The organism is Halorubrum sp. CGM4_25_10-8A (assembly GCF_005435025.1).
GTDB classification, from domain to species: Archaea; Halobacteriota; Halobacteria; order Halobacteriales; family Haloferacaceae; genus Halorubrum; species Halorubrum ezzemoulense.
Window position 1 is genome coordinate 243,100 of record NZ_SGTX01000004.1, and the last position, 22,819, is coordinate 265,918.

The window sequence follows — 22,819 nt, forward strand, 5'->3', positions numbered from 1 at the left end:
GCCTCGCGGCGGTGTCGGAGCGGCCGAGGCGACCCCCGCGACCCGCATCTTGATGCCGCGGCGCGCCGTCGCCCCGGTCATGCGAGAGATCACGACGGACGACGTCCCGGAAGCGCTCGGCCCGTACTCGCAGGGGATCGTCTCGGGCGACACGGTCCACGTCTCCGGGAAGACGGGCGTGGACCCCGACACGGGGGAGGCGCCCGACTCGGTCGGCGAACAGACGACGCAGACGCTCGAAAACGTCGCCGCGATTCTGGAGGCGGCCGGGACGACCCCGGACGCGATCGTGTCGGCGACCGTCTACCTCACCGACATGGACGACTACGACGCGGTGAACGAGGCGTACCGGTCGTTCCTCTCGGAGCCGTACCCGGCGCGGACCTGCGTCGAGGTGTCTCGGCTCCCCGCGCCGCTCGACGTCGAGATCACGGTCACGGCGGAGCTCGACGGCGGCGACTGAGTTCTCGGGGCGGGGGGAGACCCGCTCCCGGCTCAGAACTTCTCCAACAGGTCGCCGTAGAACTCGCCGCCGCGGTCGTCCGCGAGCTTCTCGACGATGAGCTCCGGCGTCGACCGCGCGAGGTGCCCCTTCTTCGGCGAGCGGTTCACGCGGAGTTCGCCGTCGACGAGCCCCGCGGCCTCGATGCCGTCGACCGCGACTTCGAAGTCGGCGGCGGCGCGGATCTCGCGGGCGAGGTGCGAGACGAAGACGGCGGTCGCGTCCTGGTCGTCGAGCGCCTCCAAGATGCCCGCGATGATCTTCGCGGAGGCGCCCGGCTCGGTGATGGATTCGAGTTCGTCCACCAAGACCAGCCGACCGTCGGCGCCGTCGACGAGGTCGCCGAAGTCCCGCAGCGTCGCCTCGAACGCGCCGGCGTCGAGGGTGCCCTGCGACTTCGCGTAGTAGTGGATCTCCTCGAACCGCTCGACGGTCGCCGACTCGGCCGGCACGGGCATCCCCATCTGCGCGAGCACGACGACCAGCGCGACCAGATCGAGCGTCGAGGTCTTCCCGCCGGAGTTCACCCCGGAGAGCAGCGTCGCGCCCGACACGCCGTAGTCGACGGGCTCGACATCGGCGAAGTCGACGTCGAGGAGCGGGGAGCGACCGCCCTCGATGCGGAAGCCGGCGGGCGGGGCCTCGCCGCCGTCGTCGCCCGCCGGCTCGACCACCTCGGGCAGCGTACAGTCGAAGTCGCGCGCGAACCGCGCGACGGCGAGCTCGACGTCGAGCTCCAGGGCGTCGCGGACCAGCTCCTCGACCGGCTGGCGGAGGTCCCCGAGGTCGCTCGCGAGGTCGGCCTTCAGCTTCGCCGCCCGGCGGTCCCGGGCCGCGGAGAGCTCGGTCCGGAGCCGCGAGACGGCGCTCTCGTCGTGGTCGACCGGGAAAGATGGGTCGCCGCCGAAGACGCGCTCCGCGAGCTCCGCCTCCTCGGGTTCCAGTCGGAGCGCGTCGGCGAGGTGTTCGCGGGCGGCGTCGACGGCCGCGTCGTACTCGTCGGCGAGCTCGCGGTCCAGCAGGGAGTCCACGCGGGCGCCCTGCTCGACGAGGGAGAGGAAGTCGGTCCCCTCGATGGTGACGTCGCGCTCGCGGATCGCCTCGCGCAGCCGGTCGTCGGCGACGGAGGCGGCCGTCGACACCGCGGCGTCGAGGTCGTCGACGGCGGCGGTGAGTCGGTCCAGCTCCGCGTCGCCGGCGATCGTGCCGTCGTCGTCGAGCCGCGAGAGCGCGTCGCGCAGGCGGTCGAGGGCGACCGGAGGGCCGCCGCCCGAGACGGGGTCGCCGGCCGCCGCGGCCGCCTCGTGGACCGCCGCGGCCGCCTCCAGCCGGTCGCGGTTCTCGGCGAAGAAGGCGAGCAGCCGCTCGGGCACCGTCTCCGCCGGCGCCTCCAGCGCGTCCGGCCGCACGCTCACGTCGCCCTCCACGTCGAGCCCGGCGAACGACTCGTCCAAGACGATCACGGACGCGTACGAGCGGCCCAGCTCGGAGACGTCACGCGCGTCCTCGACGGTCTCGACGGAGAGCTCGGGGACCTCCGCCTCGGCGCGCGCGAGCGTCTCGGCGTCGGCCGTCGCGAGGCAGCGGTCGCGGACGCGGACGGTCGGGGGGTCCGACAGGGGCGCGCAGTCCGCGAGCGCCTCGCGGACCGCCGGGTCGGGGTCGCGGTCGGCCGCGTCGGCGGCGAACGACTGCGCCTCCGCGATCCGCGAGGCGGACGCGCTCGGGTAGAACGTCTCCAGCCGCTTCGCCGCGTAGTCGGTGACGGTGCGCTCGCGCAGCAGGTCGATCGCCTCCCGGTACAGCTCGCGGGCGCGGTCGGTGGCCAGCACGCGACCGTCGTCGCCGTGGCGGCGCCGGATCGCTCCGCGAGCGATGCGGGCCGCGCGGGCCTCGTTGACGCCCGGCGCGCGGGCGATGGCGGCCACGTCGCCGGACTCGACGGTCGCGACCGGGTCGTCGAGTTCGCGCAGCGAAGCGGCCGTCTTGGCGCCGACGCCGGGGATCGCCTCCAGCTCCATCTACCCGCCGGTATCACGGCAACGGTGTAAAGCGTGCGGGTCGCTCCCGCGGATCCCCGGGGCGTCCGGCGGGTCGGGGGCGGCGCGCGTCTCAGAGCGAGGACCAGCGCGCCGGGTGCGACGCCCTTTTTCGCGCTCGTCGCCAACGCCTGCCATGAGTCAGGACGCGCGTGCCGTCGGCGACGGGTCGCTCGACCCCGAGGCGGCGGCGAAGGCGGCGACCGCCCGCGAGGCGCTCGGCGAGCGCGACGGGGTGCTCGTCGCGTTCTCGGGCGGCGTCGACTCCGCGGTGGTGGCCGCGCTGGCGACGGAGGCGCTCGGCGACGACGCCGTGGCGTGTACCGCCCGCAGCGAGACGCTCCCCGCGGCGGAGCTCGACGACGCGAAGCGAGTCGCCGACGAGATCGGGGTCCGCCACGAGACGGTGACGTTCTCCGAGCTCGACGACCCGAACTTCGTCGCCAACGACGGCGACCGGTGTTACCACTGCCGGACCATGCGGCTCGGCCGGATGTACGAGACCGCGAAGGAGCTGGGGATCGACACCGTCTGCGACGGGACGAACGCGGACGACCCCGGCGAGGGGCACCGACCGGGGCTCCGCGCGGTCGAGGAGCTCGACGTGTTCTCGCCGCTGCTCGACGCCGGGATCACGAAGGCGGAGGTCCGCGCGATCGCCGAGTCTCGCGACCTCTCCGTGGCCGACAAGCCCTCGATGGCGTGTCTCTCCTCGCGGATCCCGACCGGGCTGGAGGTCACCGAGGAGCGGCTGACCCGCGTCGAGAAGGCGGAGCGGGTGCTCCGCGAGTGGGGCTTCGAGGGGTTCCGGGTTCGCGACCACGACGGCCTCGCACGCGTCGAGATCGCCCCCGACGAACTGGAGCGCGCGCTCGACCCGGCCTTCGCCGACGCCGTCCACGAACACCTCACCGACCTCGGCTTCGAGTACGTCACCCTCGACATGGCCGGCTACCGAACCGGGAGCGTGAGTCCGGGCGGCGAGGAGGTGGGCGACGGGGATGCGGGCGACGAGAACTCCGACAACGCGAACGGAGAGCCCGCCGGGAGCGACGCGGCGGACGACGGCGCCGACCTCGGGCGGCGGTACCCGCGCTGAGGCGCCGGCGACCGCCGAGAGCGGCACCGGCGCCGGAATGAGGGCGGCGTTATCACCGGAGAGAACCCGGCGGGAACGCTTATAACCCGTGTTACTAAAGCGACACCTATGCGGGAGGCACAGACGCTGGCGGTGATCGCCGGCGGCGTCGGGGGGGCCGTCGGGGCGTTCGTGGGCGTCGCGATCGGCGGCTCGGCGCTCTCGGTGACGATGACCACCCTCGGGGTCGCCACCGTGGTCGGCGTCGGCGTCATCGCGAGCGCGGTCATCGCCGGCGACGTGGAGTTCCTCGCCGACGCTGACGGCGAGTGAGGAGGGCGGCGCGAGCCGCTGCGACGCGGCCGAAAGGGGCCGGGCGGGCGCGAGTTCGGAGTACCGTTCAAATGCGAGTTTCACGTAAACTGACGCGATGGCCGCTGCGGCGTCGTTCTGGGAGGAGTGCGACCGATACCACGAGCTCGCGGAGCGGTTCCAGCGCGGCATCGAGATCACCCACCCCGATCGGCTCACCGGGCGGAGCGGCTACTACAGCGAGTGCGGCTGCGCCTGGTGCGCCGAGGAGGTCAGGTACTTCGAGTACCGCGGCGAGCGGCTGTGAGCGGGCCGTGTCCGAGAGGCGCTCCCGCCGGTGAAAATCGGGGGCGACCGCGCGCTTCAAGGCCCCGCCGCGACGAACGGACGCCATGAGTCTCATCGCGTTCGACTTCGACGGGACGCTCTCCGACTCCGAGATGACGGTCCTGCTCGCGGAGCGGGCGGGCGTCGCCGACGAGGTCGCCGAGATCACCGAGCGGGCGATGAACGACGAACTCAGCTACGCCGAGAGCCTCTACCGGCGCGCGGAGCTGCTGGAAGCCCTTCCCGAGGCGGAGGTCGAGGACGCGTTCGACGCGGTGCGGATCCGGCCCGGCGCCGCGCGTCTCATCGAGCGCCTCCGCGACGAGGGGCACCACGTCGCCGTCCTCACCGGGGGGTTCGAGCGCGGCGTCGAGGCGGCGCTCGCTCGCGAGGGGGTCGCCGTCGACACGATCGTCGCCAACCGACTGCCGACCGGACCGGACGGCGCCCTCACCGGCGAGGCGGAGGGACCGCTGATCGAGGGGACGAAGGACGACGCGCTCGCCGACCTCGCGGCCGAGGTCGGCGTCCCGATGCGCGAGACGGTGGCGGTCGGCGACGGCGCGAACGACCTCCCGATGCTGGAGGTCGCGGGCCTGGCGGTCGGCTTCGTCCCGAAGTCCGCGGTGCGGCCGGTCTGTGATTCGGTCGTCGCCTCCATGTACCGGCTGGGGAAGGTGCTGGAGGCGCACGGCGTCCTCGCGGCCGGGGACTGATCACCGAACCGGTTCGGGCCGGCGATACCTGACCACGTTGGGCTGAAGGGTTAAACAGAAACGGGGGCGATATGTTGGCATGAGCGTCTTCGCCGGGGTGGTCCGATGCTACCGACGCTGACGTATCTCCAGTTTCACCTCGTCTTCAGTCTCCCCGTGCTGGCGCTGCTGTGGTACCTCGCCCCGCGGTACGAGGCGACGCGGCAGCGCCGGGCGGTCGGTGGGATCGCGATCCTCGTCGCCATCGCGTACGCCTACACCACCCCGTGGATCAGCTACATGATCCGCCGGGGCGCCTGGGGGTACGCGGACGGCGCCGTCGTCGCGCGGGCGCTCTCGATCCCGCTCGGCGAGTACCTGTTCTTCGCGATCCAGACGATCGTGGTCGCGTTCGCGCTCCACCGGATCGGTTTCGATCCGACGTTCCGCGAGGGCGACTTCGACCGCGTGCCCCGGGCCGCCGGCGTCCTCGTCGGCCTCGCGATGGTCCCGATCGGGCTGGGGCTCGCGTGGCTCGACCCGTCGTTCCTGTACCTCGGCGGGCTGATCGCGTGGGTCGGGCCCGTCCTCGCGCTCCAGTGGGGCGTCGGCGGCGGCTACCTCGCGCGCACGCCGCGGCTGTGGATCACGGCGACGCTCGCCCCGGCGGCGTACTTCTGGGTCGCCGACCGGATCGCGATCGGCATGGGGACGTGGTACCTCTCGCCGGAGTTGACGACCGGGATCGCGGTCCTCGGCCTCCCGATCGAAGAGATGCTGTTCTTCGTCGCCGCGGGAGTGATGACGATCAACGGCCTCGTCTTGTTCGAGTGGGTGCTCGACTGGAACGACCGCCGCCGGGCGGCGGCGGACGCTGTCGCCGGCGCCGGGTCGGAGCCCGAGCGGGACGTTCGCGGCCCCGAGTCCCCGGCCGACCCGGACCCGGACGTAGTCGATGACTGAGGCGTCGGAGGCGTCGCGGAGCGCGGCGGACGCCCGGTCCGTCGCGACCGCGGGACGCGGGGCCGACGAGAGCGTCGGCGACGGGCGCGACGCCGACCCGGCGGCCGAGCGGGTCGACCGGTGGTTCGCGCGACGTCCGGCGCTGGCGCTGGCGGCGCTGTTGCCGGTCGGCGCCGCGACCCCCCTGTTTCCGGTCGAACTCGGCGTCGCGACGTTCGCGCTCGGCACCCTCGCCGTCGGGATGGCGCACGGCGCAGTGGACCACCTCGTCCCCCTACGGGCCGCGCCGGGCGTGTCGCTCCGGCGGTCGATCGCGGTCGTCTCCGTCGGCTACGCGGTCCTCGGCGGGGCGGTCGTCGCAGCGTTCTTCGCCGCGCCCGTCGCCGCGTTCGTCGGGTTCATCGCGCTCACGTGGCTCCACTGGGGGCAGGGCGACGTGGCGACGCTCGCGATCGCGGGCGTCGACCACCTCCCCACCTCGGCCGAGCGCTGGCTGGCGCTTATCGTCCGGGGCGGCCTCCCGATGGGCGTCCCGCTCCTCGCGCACCCCGAGGAGTACCGGCTGGTGGCCGAGTGGATCGTCGGCCTGTTCCTCGTCGACGGGGGCGCGGCCGCGACGGCCGTCGGCCCCCTGTTCGCGCCCGCGGTCCGCGCCGGGGTCGGCGTCGGGATGGCGGCCGCGACGCTGGCGTCGGTCGGGCTCGGCTACCGGCGGGTTCGGAGCGGGCGCGACGCCGGCGGCTGGCGCCGCGACGCCGGCGAGCTGGCCGTGCTGTGGGCGTGGTTCCTGCTCGCCGCGCCGGTGTTCGCGATCGGGGTGTACTTCGCGCTGTGGCACGCGCTCCGGCACGTCGGCCGGCTCGTCCTCGTCGACCCAGCGGCGGCGAGCGCGGCGTCGGCCGGCGACGCGGTCGGCGCGCTCGCCCGCTTCGGGCGCGACGCGGCGCCGCTCACGCTCGGCGGGTTCCTCGTGGTCGGCGCGGTCGGCGTCTCGGTCCCCGCGGGCGTGGCGGCGCCGGGCGACCTGCTCGCCGTGTCGCTCGTCGCCATCGCCGCCATGACGCTCCCGCACGTCGTCGTCGTGGCGTGGCTCGACCGGCGGGAGGGAGTCTGGCGGCCGGGCGCCGGGGCCTGATCGGCGCCGACCGGAGGCGGCCGGTGCCGGCACCGCACCGCTCTTGGTCGGCGACGGCGTCCGTCCGGTAGATGGACGAGATCGCGATCCGCGAGCCGCGACCGGGCGACGCCGAGCCGCTGGAGGCGCTCATCACCTCTCATTTCACCGAGGGGAGCTCCTACGGCGTGGACCTCGGGATCGACGACCCGACGTACCACGTGCTGGTCGCGGTCGAGGGGGACGCCGTCGAGTCGGCGGGAGACGCGGTTGACGGCGAGAGTGACCGAACCGACGCTGTCGACGGCGAGGGCGACCGGGACGGCGCGATCCTCGGCGTCATGGCGCTCCGCGAGTTCACCGATCCGACCGCCGTCGCCGACGAGATGTACTTCTTCGACGACCCCGACCTGCTGCCCGCCGCGGAGCGGTACGGCCACCTCGAAATGGGGTACGTCAGGGAGGGCGCGACGGGTCGGGGGATCGGCAGTCGGCTGCTCGGTCGCCTCCACGAGGCCGGCGCGGAGCGGGGCGTCGACCTGTTCCTCGCGGACTCGTGGTACCACGGCGGCGACGACTCCCCGGAGAAGCTGTTCGACGCGCACGGCTACGAGACGATCCACCGCGACCCGATCGAGCGCCCCGCGGCGGAGTGCCCGAAGTGCGAGGAGACGTGTACCTGCGAGGGCGCGCTCGCCGTGCGGCGCGTCGCGGGCGACGCGACCGACGCGGAGGCGAGCCGGTCGTGAACCACGACCGCGTCCACGCCAGGGAACCGTCGCACCACGTCGACCAGTGGTCGGTCGGCGTCGTCGAATCGATCGGCGAGCGCGACGGCCACTGCGTCGTGACGGTGCGGCCGATCGTGCCGGAGAGAGAGGCGGGAGGAGATGAAGCGGTGGCAGACGGGGACCGCGGCGAGCCCGTCGAGTTGACGCTCACGCTCGCCGTGCGGGACCTGTTCGTGAGCCGGCTCCCGATCGACGACGGCGAGTCGCCGGTCGGCGAGCGCGTCTGGTACCGGGAGCGGGGCGGGTGAAGGAGGGACGAGCGGAGCGGGCCGTCGCTACTCTAGCTGGTGGTAGTCCAGCTCGTGGCCCTCGTCGAGGGCGGCCTGGACGGCGTCGCTCGGCTGATCGACCGGTTCGGTGCGGAGCGTCATGCCGCCGACGTCGGCCGCGTCGAAGTAGACGTTGCGCCGCCAGTCGGGGTCGGTGTCGGGGTCGGTGTCGGGGTGGTCGGTGCGGTAGTGCGCGCCGCGCGACTCCTCGCGTTCGAGCGCGCCGCGGAGGACCGCCTCGGCGGCGACAAGCATGAAGCCGGCGTCGACGGCGAGCTCGAACGACTCGCTGGTGACCGGCCCGACGCGCATGTCCGCGGCGCGGTCGCGGACGGCGGCGAGGCGGTCGAGCCCCTCGCGGAGCGACGACTCGTCGCGGAGGATGCCCGCGTGCTCCCACATCAGCTCGCGGAGGTCTGCGAGCACCGCGTCGACCTCGTTGGCGCCGTCGTTGTCCGCCATCGCGCGCAGGTCGCGGAGGTGCGGCTCGACGGTCTCCTCGCGGAGGGCGTCGGGCACCTCGCCCGGGCCGTCGACGCGGTCGGCGATCCGCTCGCCCGCGACGACGCCGTACGCGACCGTCTCGGCCAGCGAGTTGCCGCCGAGGCGGTTCGCGCCGTGAACGCCCGCCATCGTCTCCCCGATGGCGAAGAGGCCGTCAACGTCGGTCTCGCCGTGGTCGTCGACGGCGACGCCGCCCATCCCGTAGTGGGAGGTCGGCGCGACCTCGACGGGCTCCTCGGCCATGTCCACGCCGAGGTCTTGGAACCGCTCGTACATTCTGGGGAGCCGCTCCTCGATGAAGTCGGCGTCGCGGTGAGAGATGTCGAGGTAGACGCCGCCGTGCTCCGTGCCGCGCCCCTCGCCGATCTCGCGGGCGATGGCGCGGGCGACCACGTCGCGGGCGTCGAGCTCCATCTGGTCCGGAGAGTAGCGCTCCATGAACCGCTCGCCCTCGGCGTTGAACAGGCGGCCCCCCTCGCCGCGGACGGCCTCGGTCACGAGGCGGCCGCTCCACGGCGCCCACTCGGGGTCGGCCTCGTCGACGGCCATCCCCGTCGGGTGGAACTGCATGAACTCCATGTCCATCAGCGACGCGCCGGCGTCGAAGGCCAGCGCCGCGCCGTCGCCGTTGTTCTCGTCGTCGCGGGAGGTGTGCCGGTTGTAGATCGCCGCGTGGCCGCCGGCGGCGAGAACGACGGTGCCCGCGTTGAACAGTACGAACTCGCCGTCGTCCATGTCGAAGCCGACCGCACCGTGGACGGCCTCGCCGTCGGAGACCAGCTTCGTGATCATCACGTTCTCGCGGTAGGGGACCGACAGCGCCTGCGCGCGGTCGACGAGCGTGTTCAGCAGCGACTCGCCGGTGTGGTCGCCGGCGAAGGCGGTCCGGCGGAACGACTGCGCGCCGAAGAACCGCTGGTCGATCGCGCCGTCGTCGGTGCGGGAGTACGCCATCCCCCAGTCGTCGAGCTCGCGGAGCCGCTCGGGCATCTGCGCGGTCACTGTCTCGACCTTCCCGGGATCGTTGATCAGGTGGCCCTCGTTGAGGGTGTCCGCCGCGTGGATCGCGGGCGAGTCCTCGGGGTCGTGGGTCCCGAGCGCGCCGTTGATCCCGCCCCGAGCCCACGTGGTGTGGGCGTCGCCGTGTCCGCGCTTCCCGAGGACGAGCACGTCGTCGACGCCGCGCTCGGCGAGTTCGATCGCCGCGCGCGCGCCGGCGGCGCCGGCGCCCACGACGAGGACGGACACGTCCTCTCGCGCGTACTCGACCGGCTCGTCAGTCGGGGCTCGTTCGTCCATGTTCGAACGGAGGGTCCGGAGACGGGTAAGCCTCACGCGCGTGTGCGTGCGCGCGAGAAGGCGGCGCGAACACACGACCGAGGACGGTCGGCGCGTCCCCTATCGCTCCGCGTCCCAGCCGGGCGTGCCGGGCGCGCCGGCGTCGTCCTCGACGACGCGGGCGAGGCGGTCGCGCGCGTCGCGGTCGAGGCCGACCCGCTCGCCGTCGGCGCCGGCGCGCTCCGTCCACTCGCGGATCGCGGACCCGACCCACGAGTCGGCCTCGCGGGCGTCGTCCCGAGCCTCGGCCATGCGGTCGCGCGTCACCGACAGCGATCCGGGGCGAGAGCCGACGGCGGCGCCGGCGAAGCGGGCGCGGTCGTCGGCTCTCGCCCCGCCGTCGCGGAGCCGGGCGACGACGCCGTCGAGGTCCTCCGGGTCGGGGTACGCGAACACCGTCGCGCCGAGCGCCTGCGGGCCGAACGCGGGCGCCGGGAGGTCGTCGGCCGGCTCGTCGTCGAGGAGCCGGTCCCCGCCCCCGGCGGCCTCGACGCGCTCGCACTCGGTCTCGGCGTCGAGTTCGAGGTTGTGACCCGGGTAGCTCGAACAGGTGCGCGGGTAGCGGTCGTCGCCGTGGATCCGGCACTGGAGCGTCGTCGGGTCGAGGAAGGCGCAGGCGCCGAGCCAGCGCGGCTCGTCGGTCCCGATCGGTGCGACCGGTTTGGGGGGCTTCCGGAGGCCGACGACGAAGACGGGGCGGCCGTCGATCGCGGCGAGGTCGGTCCCGTCGATCCGAACGCGCTCGTCGCGCTCGGCCGGCTCGAACAGTCGGGGGACCAGGGCGTCGCCCAGGCCGTCGTCGACGATGCCTACGACCTCGTCGCGGGTGAGCGGGACGAGGTCGTAGGTGTCGTCGAGCGGGGGACGAGGCCCGGTGCGGTCTGAGCCCGCCGCGGCCGGATCGAGCGGACGCCAGTCGACGCAGCAGCCGGCGCAGCCCTCACAGCGGAGTTCCATACGGCCCTGCCAACGGTTCGCAGTGTGATAAGTTGTCGGCGGAACGCGAACCGGACGCGAACCGAGTCCGGACGGAACGCGAACCGGACGCATCCCGGACCCGGACCGTTTTGCCGACCCCGGCCGAACGTCGTCACGAGATGGACTCGGAACGGGCGGAACTCGGGCGGCTCGCGGTCCGGATCGTCCGAGAACACGAGGCCGCGGCGGTGACGCCGGGGGTGGTCGTCCAGCGGCTGGCGGTCGAGTACGACCGCGAACACGAGTACAGCGAGGTGTTCGACCTGCTCCACGAGCTGGAAGAGACGGGCGAGCTCGTATACCACAACGGGGAGTACAACGAGTTCGCCGCGCCCGAGTGACCCCGAGGGACGCCGCCTCAGAGCTCGCCCTTCGTGCTTGGCGTGTCGCTGCGGCGCTCGTCGAGCCGGGTGGCGTCGTCGAGCGCGCGCGCCAGCGCCTTGAACAGCGCCTCGACCTCGTGGTGGGCGTTGTCGCCGCGCTCGACCGCGGCGTGGAGCGTCAGCCCGGCGTTGTGGGCTACGGAGAGCGCGAAGTGGTCGGCCATGACGCTGGTGAACTCCCCGACAGACTCCTGTGAGAACTCTCCGGAGAACTCGTAGTACGGCCGCCCTGCCACGTCGACGACGACGCTCGCGACCGCCTCGTCGAGCGGGACGCGGCGGTCGGCGTACCGCCGGATCCCGCGCTTGTCGCCGAGCGCCTCGTCGAACGCCTCGCCGAGGCAGATCGCCACGTCCTCGACGGTGTGGTGGTCGTCGATGTCGAGGTCGCCGTCGCAGCGGACCGTGAGGTCGAACAGGCCGTGCTTCGCGAACGATTCGAGCATGTGGTCGTAGAAGCCGACCCCCGTGTCGACCTCGCTGTCGCCGTCGCCGTCGACCGCGAGCGTGAGTTCGATGGTCGTCTCGCTCGTCTCGCGGGTGACGGCCGCGGTCCGGTCGTGGTCGCTCATACCGGCCTGTCGCGGGGGATTCGTAAGTCGGTTGCGGGTGTGGCGGGGTTCCGGATCCGCGAGAGAGGAGCGGACGTGGTGCGGGAGTCGAGGGAATGGTTATAAACGGGGGTGCGGTGGCGCGTGCCTGCGAGCGGTCGCCACCGGCGGCCGCGAGGCAGCGCGCGCGAGGGACGCGGCGACCGGAGCGAAGCGGAGGGAGCCGCGAGGCTGGGGAGGTGTGAGGCGCGGTTGCGGTGCGGTCGGGTGGGAGTCAAAGGGGCAGCCGCGAGGACGAAGCACGACGACGTAAGCACTGGAGCGAGGGAGCGAACGGAGTGAGCGACCGAGTGAAGCGCGCAACGAGGCGCGCGAGTCCTCGCGGCTGGGGCTTTGGCGGTGTTCGCCGGCGATCCGCAGTCAGTTATTATAAGCAATCAACGGTAAATGCGAAGTCGATTTAAATCTCGTCCGCCGCGTCCTGCGCCTCGCGCAGCGTGAACTCGCCCTCGTATAACGCGGTGCCGACGACGACGGCGGCCGCGCCGGCCTCTTTTAAATCAATAACGTCCTCGACCGTCGCCACGCCCCCGGACGCGATAACCGGGATATCCACGGCCTCGACGACGCTCGCGACCGCCTCGCGGTCGATCCCATCCAGCTGCCCCTCCACGTCGACGTTCGTGAAGAGGATCGCGCCGGCCCCCAGTTCCTCGTAGCGGGCGGCGGCCTCGGCGGGGTCGAGCCCGGTCCCCTCGGTCCAGCCAGAGACGACGACCTCGCCGTCCTTCGCGTCGAGGCTGACGACGACGCTCCCCGGGTGGGTCTCGTCGATCTCCGCGACGATATCCGGGGTCTCGACCGCCGCGGTCCCGAGGATGACGCGGTCGAGCCCCAAGTCGAGCAGCGCGCGCGCGCCCTCGGCGGCCCGGATGCCGCCGCCGAGCTGGAGGCCGACCGCGTCCGCGCCGTCGCCGCCGACCGCGTCCACGACCGACTCGATCGCGCCGGCGTTGACGCGCTCGCCCTCGAACGCGCCGTCGAGATCGACGAGGTGGAGGGTTTCGGCCCCCGCCTCGACCCAGCGCTCGGCGGCCGCGACGGGGTCGCCGTAGCGCTTGCCCGTCCCGCGCTCGCCGCCGACCAGCTGGACGACCTCGCCGTCCTGTACGTCGACGGCGGGGATCACTTCGAACTCCGAGAAGTGGCTCATACAGGACTGAAGCCCGCGACGGCGATTAAACGGGTCGGTTCGAGGCGGAAGGAGGGCCGAGCGGGGGGCTTCGGGGGGCCGTCGGCTCACACCACCGAGATGAGCAACTGCGAGACGTCCTCGTCGTAGGCGGCGGGGTCGGTCGCGAGCGCCTCGGCGCTCTCGGCGCCGGCGAGCCGTCGCACAGCGCTCTCGGCGTCGATCGAGTCCGGCAGCGCCGCGTCGAAGGCGTCGAGAAGGGGATCGGTCGGATACGCGCCGCCGGCGACGATCACGTCGGTTCCGTCGTGCCAGACGCCGAGGCGGGCCCCGATGTCGAGGGGTCGATCGAGTCCCGCGGCGGTCCCGTCCGGGAGCGGGACCTCGCCGTCGAGCGCGTACTCGCCGGTCAGCCGCCACACGGTCGCCGTGTTGCCGGACCGGACGGTGGAGATCCCCTCGTCGGCGATTTCGACGTTCTCGATGCCGGCGCTCCGGAGCTGCCCGCGGAAGGCGTCGGTCGCGGCCGCCTCCACCTCGCGCATGATCCGCTCGCGGCCGATCTCGGCCGGGAGTCGGTCGACGGCGGGCCGGAGGTCGATCCGCGTCGCGAAGAAGACGACCGGCGACCCGGACCCGCCGAGCGTCTCGGCGAGCGCGTCCGCGACGGGCGCGTACTCGTAGATTCCCGTGTGTTCGAGCGCCCGGACGGTGACGGGACCGTACGACCGCTCGAACACCGTCCGCTCGAACTCGTCGGTCCGTCGCCAGTCGTCGACCCGGTCGCTCGTCACCTCGGGGGCCGGGACTGGCCCGTCGCGGGCGCCGAGACAGCCGGCGAGCCCGGCGACGCCGACCGCCGCGCCGCCGGCGATCAGGCGGCGTCGGGTGGTCGTCTCGCGTGGGGGCGGCGTCGCCGCAGATCCGTTCGTCGGACGCTGCTTCATACGAATTCGACGGCCGCGACGGGGAAATCGGTGTCGCCCCGACCCGGATCCCTTATGTAACCACCGAGTACAACAACCGAGTGATGACCGACGACGAAAGCAGGACACGGCGGCGACGCGCTCGGCCACACACCCGGCGGCGGTTCCTGACTGCGGCCGGGGCGGCGGGGGCCGTCGCGCTCGCCGGCTGTAGCGCGGAGCAGGTCGACGACGGGGACGGGGGCGGCGGCAACGGAACCGACGACGGCGGATCGGAGAGCGGCGACGGCGGCGACGAGACGCCGACCCTGACGGTCGCCACGTACACGAACTTCATCGACGCGCCGTCGGTGAGCCCCGGCGAGTGGCTCAAAGAGGAGTTCGAGAGCCGGTACGACGCCACGCTGGAGTGGGCGACGCCCGACAACGAGGTGAACTACTACGTCGAGCGCGCCGCCTCTGGCGCGGGCATCGACGCCGACCTCTACGTCGGGCTCACGACGGAGGACCTCGTCCGCGTCGACGGGGCGCTCGACGAGGACCTCTTCGCCGAGGCGGGCGACGTCGACGGGCGCGACGCGGTCAAGGAGGGACTCCGGTTCGACCCGTTCGAGCGGGCGGTCCCGTTCGACACCGGCTACGTCAGCCTCGTGTACGACAGCACGACCACAGAGGCGCCGGAGACGTTCGACGGACTGCTCGACGACGAGCACGCGGGCGCGCTCATCGCGCAGAACCCCGGCGGCTCCGCGACCGGGCGGGCGTTCCTCCTCCACACGATCAGCCGCTTCGGCGACGGCGGGGTCGCGAGCGACGGCGACGGCGAGGCCGTCGCGGGCGGGGACGGCGACCCCGACTACGACTACCTCGACTACTGGGCGGAACTCCAAGCGAACGACGTGCGCGTGCTGGGGAGTTGGGACGACGCGTACGCGGCGTGGAGCGAGGGGGAGGCGCCGATCGTCGTCTCCTACTCCACCGATCAGGTGTTCGCGGACATGGAGGGCGCGGACCTCCAGAAGCACCAGATCCGCTTTTTGAACGACCAGGCGTACGCGAACCCGGAGGGGATGGCCCTCTTCGCCGACGCAGACGAGCCCGACCTCGCCCGCGAGTTCATGTCGTTCATGCTGGAGCCGGACGTTCAGGGGGAAATCGCCCAGCGCAACGTCGCGTTCCCGTCGACCGACGGCGCGGAGCTGCCGAGCGACTACGCCGAGCTGGCGAAGGAGCCGGCCGACCCGGTGACGTTCACCTACGACGAGCTCCAGGGCTCGGTCGACGCGTGGGTCGAGGCCTGGGAGCGGCAGTACGCCGGGAACTGATCGCGTGTCCGACGAGGGACCGAGCGCGTGACCGACCACGACGGGCGACTGTCTCGGCTCGGGAACTGGGCCGAGGCGCGCGCGCTGACGGCGCTCGCGGTCCTCACCAGCGCCGCGCTCGTCGTCGCCTTCTACTACCCGACGGCGACCGTCCTGATTGAGGCGGTCGTCGTCGACGGCGCCGTCACCCTCGGCGCCTTCGCCGAGGTGCTCACCGACCCGTTCTACTTCGGCGAGCTCGCCCGGCTGCTGTCGGGCGAGTCCCCGGTCGCGGTCGCGCGGGCGCTCCTCTCGCCGGACCGCCGGCTCGGGATCGTCGGCTTCACCGCGTACCAAGCGGTCCTCTCGACCGTCGCGAGCGTCGCCCTGGGCCTCCCGGCCGCCTACCTGCTCGCGCGCTTCGAGTTCCCCGGGCGGCGAACCCTGCGCTCGCTCACCATCGTCCCGTTCGTCCTCCCGTCGATCATGGTGGCGGTCGGGTTCGTCGCCACGTTCGGCGAGAACGGCACGTTGAACGCCGCCCTGACGACGCTCGGACTCCCGCGGGTCGAACTCATGTTCACCCTCGAAGCGGTGGTGATCGCCCACGCGTTCTACAACGCGCCGCTGGTGGCGCGCGTGACGACCGCGGCGTGGGAGTCGGTAGACGCGAGCGCGGTCGAGACCGCCCGCAGCCTCGGCGCCGGGCCGGTCCGGGCGTTCGTCGACGTGGTCGCGCCGCAGGTGTACCCCGCCGTCCTCACGGGCGCGGCGCTGACGTTCGTGTTCACCTTCGGAACCTTCCCCATCGTCCTGGCGCTCGGGGGGTTCGAGCTCGTGACCGTCGAGGTGCTCGTCTACCGGTTGGTGCGGGACCTGAGCTACGCCGAGGCCGCCGTGCTTGCGATCATCGAACTCGCGGTCTCGCTCGGCGTCCTGCTCGCGTACCTCCGGTACGAGGCCCGGCAGTCGACCGGCGCGCGCGGCGCTCGGCCGCTCCCCCGGCGCCCGCTCTCCCCGCCCGCCGCGACGCTCCGCGAGCTGTTGCCGCGGGCCGGGCTGGCCGCCTACGGGGTCGTCGCCGGGGTCGTCTTCCTCGCGCCCATCGCGTCGATGGTCCTCGCGTCGGTGACCGGCGGCGACGGCGCGCTCACGCTCGACCACTACCGATTCCTGGTCGAGCGCCAGCAGACGGGGGCGGCGTTTCAGGTGCGGCCGTGGCCCGCGATCCGGAACTCGCTCGCGTTCGCGACGGGCGCGACGATGCTCGCGCTCCCGATGGGCGTCGTCGTCGCGGTGTTGACCACGCGGCGGTACCGCGGGCGGACGCTGGTCGACGCGGCCGCGATGGCGCCGCTGGCGGTGTCGGGGATCATCGTCGGGCTCGGTCTCCTGCGGGGGCTCGTCTTCGGCGTCGAGATCGGGGGGTGGCGGATCGCCGCGAGCGGCGCGGCCGCGATCGTCGTCGCGCACGCGGTCTCGGGCTACCCGTTCGTCGTGCGCACCGTCTCGCCCGGGCTCGCCGGGCTGGACCGCTCGCTCGTCGAGTCCGCGCGGGCGCTCGGCGCCTCGCGGGCGCGGGTGATCCGGGACGTGGAGATCCCCCTCGTCTGGCCCGCGGTCGTCGCGGGCGCGGCGTTCGCGTTCGCCGTCTCGATCGGCGAGTTCACCTCGACCGTCGTGCTGGCGACCGGCGCCGACGCGTACACGATGCCCGTCGCGATCGAACGGTTCATCGGGCGGCGGCTCGGACCGGCGACCGCCATGGGCGTCGTCCTGCTCGTCGTCACCGGGGTCAGCTTCGTCGTCATCGAGCGGCTCGGGGGTGACCACCGTGGGCTCTGAACCGAAGTCGGAGTCTGCGCCCGACCCACCGGTCGCGGTCGAACTCGACGGGGTGACGAAGCGCTACGGCGAGACGGCCGCGGTCGACGACGTGCGCCTCCGGGTGCGGGAGGGCGAGTTCTTCACGCTCGTCGGTCCCTCCGGCTGCGGGAAGACGACGACGCTCCGCCTGATCGCCGGGTTCGAGGAGCCGACGAGCGGGACGGTCCGGTTCGGCGGCGAGTCGGTTGCCGGCGTGCCCCCGGAGGACCGCGACGTGGGCGTCGTCTTCCAGAGCTACGCGCTGTTCCCGCACATGACCGTCGGAGAGAACGTCGCGTACGGGCTCAACTTCGCCGACCCGCCCGACGGCGTCACGCGCGACGAGCGCGTCGCGGAGCTCCTCGAACTGGTCGACCTCCCGGACGCCGCCGACCGCGACCCGGAGAGCCTCTCGGGCGGGCAACAGCAGCGGATCGCGATGGCGCGGGCGCTCGCGCCCGGCCCCGACGTGCTCCTCCTTGACGAGCCGATGAGCGCGCTCGACGCGCGGCTCCGCGAACGGCTCCGCGCGCAGGTGAAGCGGATCCAGTCCGAACTGTCGATTACCACGATATACGTCACGCACGACCAGGAGGAGGCGCTGGCCGTCTCCGACCGCGTCGCGGTGATGAACGACGGGACGCCGGAGCAGGTGGCACCCCCGCGGACGGTGTACCGCGAGCCCGCGACGCGGTTCGTCGCGGAGTTCGTCGGCGACAATAACGTGTTCGCGGGCCGCGTCGTGGAGTCGCTCGGCGAAGGCGAACTCGCGGTCGACGTCGACGACGGCGACGAGACCCTCCGCGTCGCACCCGGGGGCGGCGGCGAGACCCTCCGCGTCGCACCCGGGGGCGGCGGCGATGCGGGGGAGGGCGCGCCCGCGACGAACTCGCCCGAAGTCGGCGACCGGATCGCGTTCTGCGTCCGTCCGGAACACCTGCGCGTCGCGAGCGCGGGCGGAGCAGGGGGCGGCGAGACCGCCGCTCCGGTCGGCGAAAACACGCTGCGCGCGACGGTCGCCAGCGCGGAGTTCCTCGGCGAGACGACGCGCGTCACGCTCGACTGGGGCGACCGCGAACTGCTCGTCCGGACCGTCGACCCCCTCGACGGCGCGGTCGCGGTCGGGTTCGACCCGAGCGACGGACACGTTATCGACGCGGAGCAGCGCTGAATCCCTCACGGTGGCGCGTGCCTGCGAGCGGCCGCCCTCGGCGGCCGCGACGGAGCGCGCGAGGTCGCCGGCGCTACGCGCCGGCTGCCAGAGAATCTTCGATTCTCGCTGGACGCGGTGAGCGCTCGGAGAGCGCGAACCGCGAGGCTGGGGAGGCGTGAGGCGCCGTGCGGTTGCGGTCGGGCGGGACTCAAAGGGGCAGCCGGCGGGGCGGGCGCACGCTCGCTGCGCGCCTCACTCGGTCGCTGTCGCTCCCTCGTTCGGTGCTTACGTCGCCTGCGCCCGCCTCGCCGGTGGGGCTTTGGGAGTGTTCGCCATCGATCTGCTGACAGCCGTTTATAAACGAGCGGCTGGTGATTGAGCGGCGTTCACCGCAGAGCAGTCAATCGCGGTTCTCCAAGCAACGACGATACATAATTATCGAGGCGACACGACTTACCCCGCGGGCCCAGTAAGGCATGTATATGGCCTCCGAGGCGTGCGACGTCTGCGAGCGGTCCGTGCGGATCGCCGGCGGGATCGGCGACCTGTGGAACTTCGCGTTCGAGTCGACGCAGGGGCTGACGCTCGAACTCACCGACGGCTCGGAGTTCTTCCTCTGTTTCGACTGTATGGAGCGGCTCCCCGACGACCACGAGCCGACCGCCGAGGACGTCGCCGCCCTCCGGGAGCGCACCGACCCGGTCGAGGACGACGACAACCACTTCTGGCACTGGGGCTGACGGGGATCGTTCGGACGCCACCCGCTATGTAACATAAATTCGCCGCGTCAGTCTGCCTTCGACTCGTCGCCCGCGCTCGACCCCTGGTCCGCGCCCTCGTCGATCTCGGGCGTCGACGGCTCCGGTCCGACGCCAACCTCCGCTGGCGTCTCCGTCGCGTCCGTCACGTCGTTCGACCGCGCGCCGCTCCCGAACAGCCGGCCGAGGATGCCGCGCTCGCTGCGCGGCTCCGCGAGCAGGACGGAACACTCCACCTCGTTGAGCACGTCCAACACGAGCGACCCGCTGACCAGCCGCGAGAGCAGTCCCTTCTGGGTCGCGCCGATGATGAGCATCGTCGCGTCGCGGGCGGCGCGCTCGATGCTGTTCTCGACGTCGCCGCTTTCGATCCGGAGCGTGGCGTTGGAGAGGTCGTGCGCGTCGGCCCACTCGGTGAGGAACGCGCGGCCCGCCTCCTCGTCGTCCTCGGCGACGTGGAGCAGCGTGACCTCGCCGTCGAACTCGGTCTGGAGCATCTTCGCGACGGCGCCGGAGAGGTCCGAGGCCGGACCGCCCGCGGTCGGCACGAGGATGCGCGAGGCGTCGAACCCGCGGTCGCGGAACACGAGGAAGTCCGAGGGGAGCGAGTACGCCAGCTCGTCGACTGCGGACTCGGCGCGCCCGGGCGCCCCGTGAGAGTCCTCGCCCCAGCCCATCACGGTCATGTCGGCACCGTAGGTGCGCGCGGCGTCGAACACCTCCTCGAACACGCGGTGCGACAGGACGACGTGGGTCTCCACGTCGACGCCGAACGTCTCCGCGTCCTCGCGGGCCTGATCGAGGAGACCGTGCGCCGCCTCGTGGGCGCCGCGGTCCCGGGCCGCCTCCAGCGACGTCTGGTCGGGGACGTTCGCGATGTTGACCGCGACGACGGTGCCGTTCCGCTGCTTTGCGATGGCCGAGGCGAGCGTGATCAGGTGTTCCTCGGTCGCGGGGTTCGCGAGCGGCACCATCACCCTGTAGTCGTCGCCGCTCGGCTGGACCGAGGTCGCCGCCGAGACGGCCTGCTCGGGCAGGTCCTCGGAGCGGTCGAGGATCCACGAGCCGAGCACGCCACGCGCTTCCACCTTCCCGCGGGCGTACAGCAGGTACCAGAGCAGCGCGAAGACGACGAGCCCGGCGGACAGCAGAATGATCGTCGGGTCGATGTAGATTATCAGCGCGAACGACGATATCGTACCGATGATCGGAACGAGCGGGTAGAACGGGACCTCGAAGTCGGGATCGTACCCCTCGACCTCCGACTCGCGCATTACGATGAGCGCGAGATTGAGCAGCCCGTAGACGACGAGGTGGAGGACGGAGCCCATCGTCGACAGCGACTCGACGCTCCCGGCGACGAGGAAGACGAGGATGAGCGCGCCGGTGAGCGCGATCGACTTGTAGGGCGTTCCGAACCGCTCGTGGATCTCGTTGAGCGACGGCGTGACGATCTTCTCGCGGCCCATCGCGAAGTTGATCCGCGACGAGGAGAGGATCGACGCGTTCGCGGACGAGGCGGTCGCGAGGAGCCCGCCGATCAGGAGCATGCTGGCGCCGAGCGCGCCCAGCGAGAAGCCGAACACCTCGTACTGCCCGAAGAGGAGTCTGGCGGCGTCGACGACCGCGGTCTCGTTGTTCGCGACGAGTTCGTTCGGCACCGCCGCGAGGAGGACGAGGAGGAACAGCGCGTAGACGACCGTCACGATGACGACCGAGCCGAGCACCGCGAGCGGGAGGTTGCGGCCGGGATTCTTGATCTCCTCGGCGACCGAGGTGATCTGGACGAAGCCGAGGTACGAGACGAAGATGATCCCCGTCACCGGCAGCACCTGACTCGTCGTTCCCGGCGGGGCGAGCGGCCGGAGCGATTCCATGTCGGCGTTCAGGATGCCGACGACGGTGAAGACGGCGAGGATCCCGAGGAGCGAGAGGACGATGACGATCTGGAGTCCGCCGGTCTCCTTCGCGCCGAAGTAGTTGACCGCGATGAAGAGGAGCGCGCCCGCGAGCCCGATCACCTGCGCCGCCTCCAGCGTCACGAAGCCGATCCCGACCGGACCGAGGCCGATGAGGGCGTTGACGTACTCGCCGAAGCCGTACATGTAGAAGGCGGACGCGAACGCGAGCCCGAGCCAGTTCGCCCACCCCGCGACGGAGCCGAACATCGGCCCGAGCGCGCGGTTAACGTAAAAGTACGCCCCACCGGACTTCGGCATCGCGGTGCCCAGCTCGGAGGCCGAAAGCGCCGTGAACAGGGCGATCACGCCGCCGAGGACAAAGGTGAACGCCGCGAGCGGCCCGGCGCGGGCGACCGCGGTGCCGGGCAGGACGAAGATCCCGGCGCCGATCATCGTCCCGATCCCGATGGTGAGCGCCGCGAGCGGGCCGAGGTCCTTCGCGAGCTCCTCGTCGCCGCTCACGGCGGGCCACCCCGGGCGGTTGCGACTCTCGGTGTGTGTATCATACCATGATTCTCTGCTCTGTGCCTATAAAGACGGTTGATCCGCGCAACTCCACCGCGGTGCCGCCTCGGCCCGCCGCCGGTCGCGCCCGGCGCCGGCGTTCCCGGTTTTTGAACGTAACACAAGGAACATACCCGCACGCGTCCCGGTACGAACTAACAGGTGGATCCCGTGACGAAGAAACGCGAATACCGCGACGACTACGACGAGAAGACGCTGTACATCCCCGGCCCGACGGAGGTCCGCGACGACGTCATCGAGGCGATGGCCGAGCCGATGTTCGGGCACCGGATGGACCGGATGACCGACCTGTACACCACTATCGTCGAGGACACGAAGGAGTTCCTCGGCACCGACCACGAGGTCGTGATTCTCACCGGCTCCGGCACGGAGTTCTGGGAGGCGACGACGCTCAACCTCGTCGACGAGCACGTCCTCGTCCCGACTTGCGGCGCGTTCAGCGAGCGCTACGCCAACGTCGCCGAGCGGCTCGGCAAGGACGTCGACCGGCTAGAGTACGAGTGGGGCGAGGCGGTCAAACCCGCGGACGTGCGCGAGGCGATCGAGTCCGCGGACGCGAAGTACGACATGGTCGCGGGCGTGATGAACGAGTCGTCCACCGGCGTGCGGAACCCGGTCGAGGAGATCGGCGACGTGATCGCCGAGTACCCGGACACGTACTTCGCGGTCGACGCCGTCTCGTCGCTCGGCGGCGACTACGTCGACATCGACGAACACGGCATCGACGTGATCTTCGCGTCCACTCAGAAGGCGTTCGCGATGCCGCCGGGGCTCGCGGTCTGCGTCGTGAGCGACGACGCCTACGACCGCGAGGTCGAGAAGGGCGACTCCTCGTGGTACGGCGGCTTCCGCCGGACGATCGACTACTACGACCGGAAGGGACAGACCCACTCGACGCCCGCCATTCCGATCATGCTGGCGTATCGCAAGCAGATGAAACGCATGCTGGAGGAGGGCCACCGCGCCCGCGACGAGCGCCACCGCGAGATGACGGAGTACGTCCACGACTGGGCCGACGAACACTTCGCGATGTTCCCCGAGGCGGGGTACGAGTCGCAGACGGTCGCCTGCATCGAGAACACGCAGGGGATCGACGTGGCCGCGACGATCGAGGAAGTGAGCGAGGAGTACGACATGGCGTTCTCGAACGGCTACGGCGACCTCGGCGAGGAGACGTTCCGAATCGGCCACATGGGCGAGCACACCGTCGAGAGCGTGAAGGAACTCACCGACGCCATCGAGGACGTCGCCGGGCTCTGATCGGGTTTCGCCACCCGGTCCGGCCCGTCT

22 protein-coding genes are annotated in these 22,819 nt (G+C 72.1%); 15 read left to right on the plus strand and 7 right to left on the minus strand.

What is annotated here, in order from left to right; all coding sequences use genetic code 11:
* Positions 1–79: 79 nt before the first annotated feature.
* Positions 80–463, plus strand: coding sequence for a RidA family protein (locus tag EXE52_RS07085; RefSeq protein ID WP_049932094.1), 384 nt, complete (start codon positions 80–82; stop codon positions 461–463).
* Between the two features lie 32 nt (positions 464–495).
* Here EXE52_RS07085 and EXE52_RS07090 read toward each other — a convergent pair whose 3' ends face one another.
* Positions 496–2,523 carry a helix-hairpin-helix domain-containing protein gene (locus EXE52_RS07090; protein ID WP_089308493.1) on the minus strand — a complete coding sequence of 676 codons (2,028 nt, stop codon included), beginning with the start codon at positions 2,521–2,523 and terminating at the stop codon, positions 496–498.
* Positions 2,524–2,677: 154 nt separating this feature from the next.
* Between EXE52_RS07090 and larE the strand changes: the two genes are divergently transcribed.
* From larE to EXE52_RS07130, 8 genes are all read left to right on the plus strand, one after another.
* On the plus strand, positions 2,678–3,640 hold the full coding sequence (larE, locus tag EXE52_RS07095) for an ATP-dependent sacrificial sulfur transferase LarE (RefSeq protein ID WP_089308494.1): 963 nt from the start codon (positions 2,678–2,680) through the stop codon (positions 3,638–3,640).
* 108 nt (positions 3,641–3,748) lie between these two features.
* Positions 3,749–3,952, plus strand: coding sequence for a hypothetical protein (locus tag EXE52_RS07100; RefSeq protein ID WP_049932090.1), 204 nt, complete (start codon positions 3,749–3,751; stop codon positions 3,950–3,952).
* Between the two features lie 97 nt (positions 3,953–4,049).
* Positions 4,050–4,238, plus strand: a complete 189-nt coding sequence (locus EXE52_RS07105; protein ID WP_049932088.1) for a hypothetical protein — start codon at positions 4,050–4,052, stop codon at positions 4,236–4,238.
* A gap of 85 nt (positions 4,239–4,323) precedes the next feature.
* A complete protein-coding gene (gene serB / locus EXE52_RS07110; protein WP_049932087.1) occupies positions 4,324–4,974 on the plus strand; it encodes a phosphoserine phosphatase SerB in 651 nt (216 codons plus the stop codon).
* Between the two features lie 105 nt (positions 4,975–5,079).
* Positions 5,080–5,916 carry a lycopene cyclase domain-containing protein gene (locus EXE52_RS07115; RefSeq protein WP_089308496.1) on the plus strand — a complete coding sequence of 279 codons (837 nt, stop codon included), beginning with the start codon at positions 5,080–5,082 and terminating at the stop codon, positions 5,914–5,916.
* Positions 5,909–7,051: a Brp/Blh family beta-carotene 15,15'-dioxygenase gene (locus EXE52_RS07120; RefSeq protein ID WP_094552660.1), complete on the plus strand. Its 1,143-nt coding sequence runs from the start codon at positions 5,909–5,911 to the stop codon at positions 7,049–7,051. Before EXE52_RS07115 ends, EXE52_RS07120 begins: the two co-directional genes overlap by 8 nt.
* Positions 7,052–7,122: 71 nt before the next feature.
* Complete coding sequence (locus EXE52_RS07125; protein WP_086216054.1) at positions 7,123–7,779, plus strand: GNAT family N-acetyltransferase; 657 nt, start codon at positions 7,123–7,125, stop codon at positions 7,777–7,779.
* Positions 7,776–8,069 (plus strand): hypothetical protein, encoded by a 294-nt coding sequence (locus EXE52_RS07130; protein ID WP_049932083.1) that lies wholly within the window; start codon positions 7,776–7,778, stop codon positions 8,067–8,069. The genes EXE52_RS07125 and EXE52_RS07130 overlap by 4 nt, the downstream gene beginning before the upstream one ends.
* Positions 8,070–8,096: 27 nt before the next feature.
* Here EXE52_RS07130 and EXE52_RS07135 read toward each other — a convergent pair whose 3' ends face one another.
* Together EXE52_RS07135 and EXE52_RS07140 are read right to left on the minus strand one after the other, a co-directional pair.
* A complete protein-coding gene (locus EXE52_RS07135) occupies positions 8,097–9,893 on the minus strand; it encodes an L-aspartate oxidase (RefSeq protein ID WP_137703592.1) in 1,797 nt (598 codons plus the stop codon).
* A 99-nt stretch (positions 9,894–9,992) separates the two neighbouring features.
* Positions 9,993–10,889: a YkgJ family cysteine cluster protein gene (locus EXE52_RS07140; RefSeq protein WP_137703593.1), complete on the minus strand. Its 897-nt coding sequence runs from the start codon at positions 10,887–10,889 to the stop codon at positions 9,993–9,995.
* A gap of 140 nt (positions 10,890–11,029) precedes the next feature.
* Between EXE52_RS07140 and EXE52_RS07145 the strand changes: the two genes are divergently transcribed.
* Positions 11,030–11,251, plus strand: a complete 222-nt coding sequence (locus EXE52_RS07145) for a hypothetical protein (RefSeq protein ID WP_049932077.1) — start codon at positions 11,030–11,032, stop codon at positions 11,249–11,251.
* Between the two features lie 17 nt (positions 11,252–11,268).
* On the opposite strand, the gene hisB is transcribed toward EXE52_RS07145, so the two are convergent.
* From hisB to EXE52_RS07165, 3 genes are all read right to left on the minus strand, one after another.
* Positions 11,269–11,865, minus strand: a complete 597-nt coding sequence (hisB, locus tag EXE52_RS07150; protein WP_089308503.1) for an imidazoleglycerol-phosphate dehydratase HisB — start codon at positions 11,863–11,865, stop codon at positions 11,269–11,271.
* 439 nt (positions 11,866–12,304) lie between these two features.
* Positions 12,305–13,057: a 1-(5-phosphoribosyl)-5-[(5-phosphoribosylamino)methylideneamino]imidazole-4-carboxamide isomerase gene (gene hisA, locus EXE52_RS07160; protein WP_137703594.1), complete on the minus strand. Its 753-nt coding sequence runs from the start codon at positions 13,055–13,057 to the stop codon at positions 12,305–12,307.
* An 86-nt stretch (positions 13,058–13,143) separates the two neighbouring features.
* Positions 13,144–13,983, minus strand: coding sequence for a hypothetical protein (locus EXE52_RS07165; protein WP_049932068.1), 840 nt, complete (start codon positions 13,981–13,983; stop codon positions 13,144–13,146).
* 83 nt (positions 13,984–14,066) lie between these two features.
* On the opposite strand from EXE52_RS07165, the gene EXE52_RS07170 reads away from it, so the two are divergent.
* The 4 genes from EXE52_RS07170 to EXE52_RS07185 all read left to right on the plus strand — a co-directional run bounded on the left by EXE52_RS07170 (position 14,067) and on the right by EXE52_RS07185 (position 19,025).
* Entirely contained in the window at positions 14,067–15,287 is a 1,221-nt protein-coding gene (locus tag EXE52_RS07170) for a thiamine ABC transporter substrate binding subunit (RefSeq protein ID WP_137703595.1), read from the plus strand.
* A 27-nt stretch (positions 15,288–15,314) separates the two neighbouring features.
* Positions 15,315–17,111 (plus strand): iron ABC transporter permease, encoded by a 1,797-nt coding sequence (locus EXE52_RS07175; RefSeq protein WP_137703596.1) that lies wholly within the window; start codon positions 15,315–15,317, stop codon positions 17,109–17,111.
* Positions 17,101–18,303, plus strand: coding sequence for an ABC transporter ATP-binding protein (locus tag EXE52_RS07180; RefSeq protein WP_137703597.1), 1,203 nt, complete (start codon positions 17,101–17,103; stop codon positions 18,301–18,303). The genes EXE52_RS07175 and EXE52_RS07180 overlap by 11 nt, the downstream gene beginning before the upstream one ends.
* A gap of 464 nt (positions 18,304–18,767) precedes the next feature.
* Positions 18,768–19,025 (plus strand): hypothetical protein, encoded by a 258-nt coding sequence (locus EXE52_RS07185; RefSeq protein ID WP_049932058.1) that lies wholly within the window; start codon positions 18,768–18,770, stop codon positions 19,023–19,025.
* Positions 19,026–19,072: 47 nt separating this feature from the next.
* On the opposite strand, the gene EXE52_RS07190 is transcribed toward EXE52_RS07185, so the two are convergent.
* The gene (locus tag EXE52_RS07190) at positions 19,073–21,466 is read right to left on the minus strand and encodes an amino acid permease (RefSeq protein ID WP_137703598.1); all 2,394 of its coding nucleotides are present in this window, start codon (positions 21,464–21,466) and stop codon (positions 19,073–19,075) included.
* A 213-nt stretch (positions 21,467–21,679) separates the two neighbouring features.
* Here EXE52_RS07190 and EXE52_RS07195 point away from each other — a divergent pair, with 213 nt between their 5' ends.
* A complete protein-coding gene (locus EXE52_RS07195) occupies positions 21,680–22,789 on the plus strand; it encodes an alanine--glyoxylate aminotransferase family protein (protein ID WP_094494303.1) in 1,110 nt (369 codons plus the stop codon).
* Positions 22,790–22,819: the final 30 nt, after the last annotated feature.

What these genes read in the sequence shown, in the direction of transcription:
- EXE52_RS07085 (WP_049932094.1), top strand. Translation starts at nt 80, where the DNA reads ATGCGAGAGATCACGACGGACGACGTCCCGGAAGCGCTCGGCCCGTAC.
- EXE52_RS07090 (WP_089308493.1), bottom strand. Translation starts at nt 2,523, where the DNA reads ATGGAGCTGGAGGCGATCCCCGGCGTCGGCGCCAAGACGGCCGCTTCG.
- larE (WP_089308494.1), top strand. Translation starts at nt 2,678, where the DNA reads ATGAGTCAGGACGCGCGTGCCGTCGGCGACGGGTCGCTCGACCCCGAG.
- EXE52_RS07100 (WP_049932090.1), top strand. Translation starts at nt 3,749, where the DNA reads ATGCGGGAGGCACAGACGCTGGCGGTGATCGCCGGCGGCGTCGGGGGG.
- EXE52_RS07105 (WP_049932088.1), top strand. Translation starts at nt 4,050, where the DNA reads ATGGCCGCTGCGGCGTCGTTCTGGGAGGAGTGCGACCGATACCACGAG.
- serB (WP_049932087.1), top strand. Translation starts at nt 4,324, where the DNA reads ATGAGTCTCATCGCGTTCGACTTCGACGGGACGCTCTCCGACTCCGAG.
- EXE52_RS07115 (WP_089308496.1), top strand. Translation starts at nt 5,080, where the DNA reads ATGCTACCGACGCTGACGTATCTCCAGTTTCACCTCGTCTTCAGTCTC.
- EXE52_RS07120 (WP_094552660.1), top strand. Translation starts at nt 5,909, where the DNA reads ATGACTGAGGCGTCGGAGGCGTCGCGGAGCGCGGCGGACGCCCGGTCC.
- EXE52_RS07125 (WP_086216054.1), top strand. Translation starts at nt 7,123, where the DNA reads ATGGACGAGATCGCGATCCGCGAGCCGCGACCGGGCGACGCCGAGCCG.
- EXE52_RS07135 (WP_137703592.1), bottom strand. Translation starts at nt 9,893, where the DNA reads ATGGACGAACGAGCCCCGACTGACGAGCCGGTCGAGTACGCGCGAGAG.
- EXE52_RS07140 (WP_137703593.1), bottom strand. Translation starts at nt 10,889, where the DNA reads ATGGAACTCCGCTGTGAGGGCTGCGCCGGCTGCTGCGTCGACTGGCGT.
- EXE52_RS07145 (WP_049932077.1), top strand. Translation starts at nt 11,030, where the DNA reads ATGGACTCGGAACGGGCGGAACTCGGGCGGCTCGCGGTCCGGATCGTC.
- hisB (WP_089308503.1), bottom strand. Translation starts at nt 11,865, where the DNA reads ATGAGCGACCACGACCGGACCGCGGCCGTCACCCGCGAGACGAGCGAG.
- hisA (WP_137703594.1), bottom strand. Translation starts at nt 13,057, where the DNA reads ATGAGCCACTTCTCGGAGTTCGAAGTGATCCCCGCCGTCGACGTACAG.
- EXE52_RS07165 (WP_049932068.1), bottom strand. Translation starts at nt 13,983, where the DNA reads ATGAAGCAGCGTCCGACGAACGGATCTGCGGCGACGCCGCCCCCACGC.
- EXE52_RS07170 (WP_137703595.1), top strand. Translation starts at nt 14,067, where the DNA reads ATGACCGACGACGAAAGCAGGACACGGCGGCGACGCGCTCGGCCACAC.
- EXE52_RS07185 (WP_049932058.1), top strand. Translation starts at nt 18,768, where the DNA reads ATGGCCTCCGAGGCGTGCGACGTCTGCGAGCGGTCCGTGCGGATCGCC.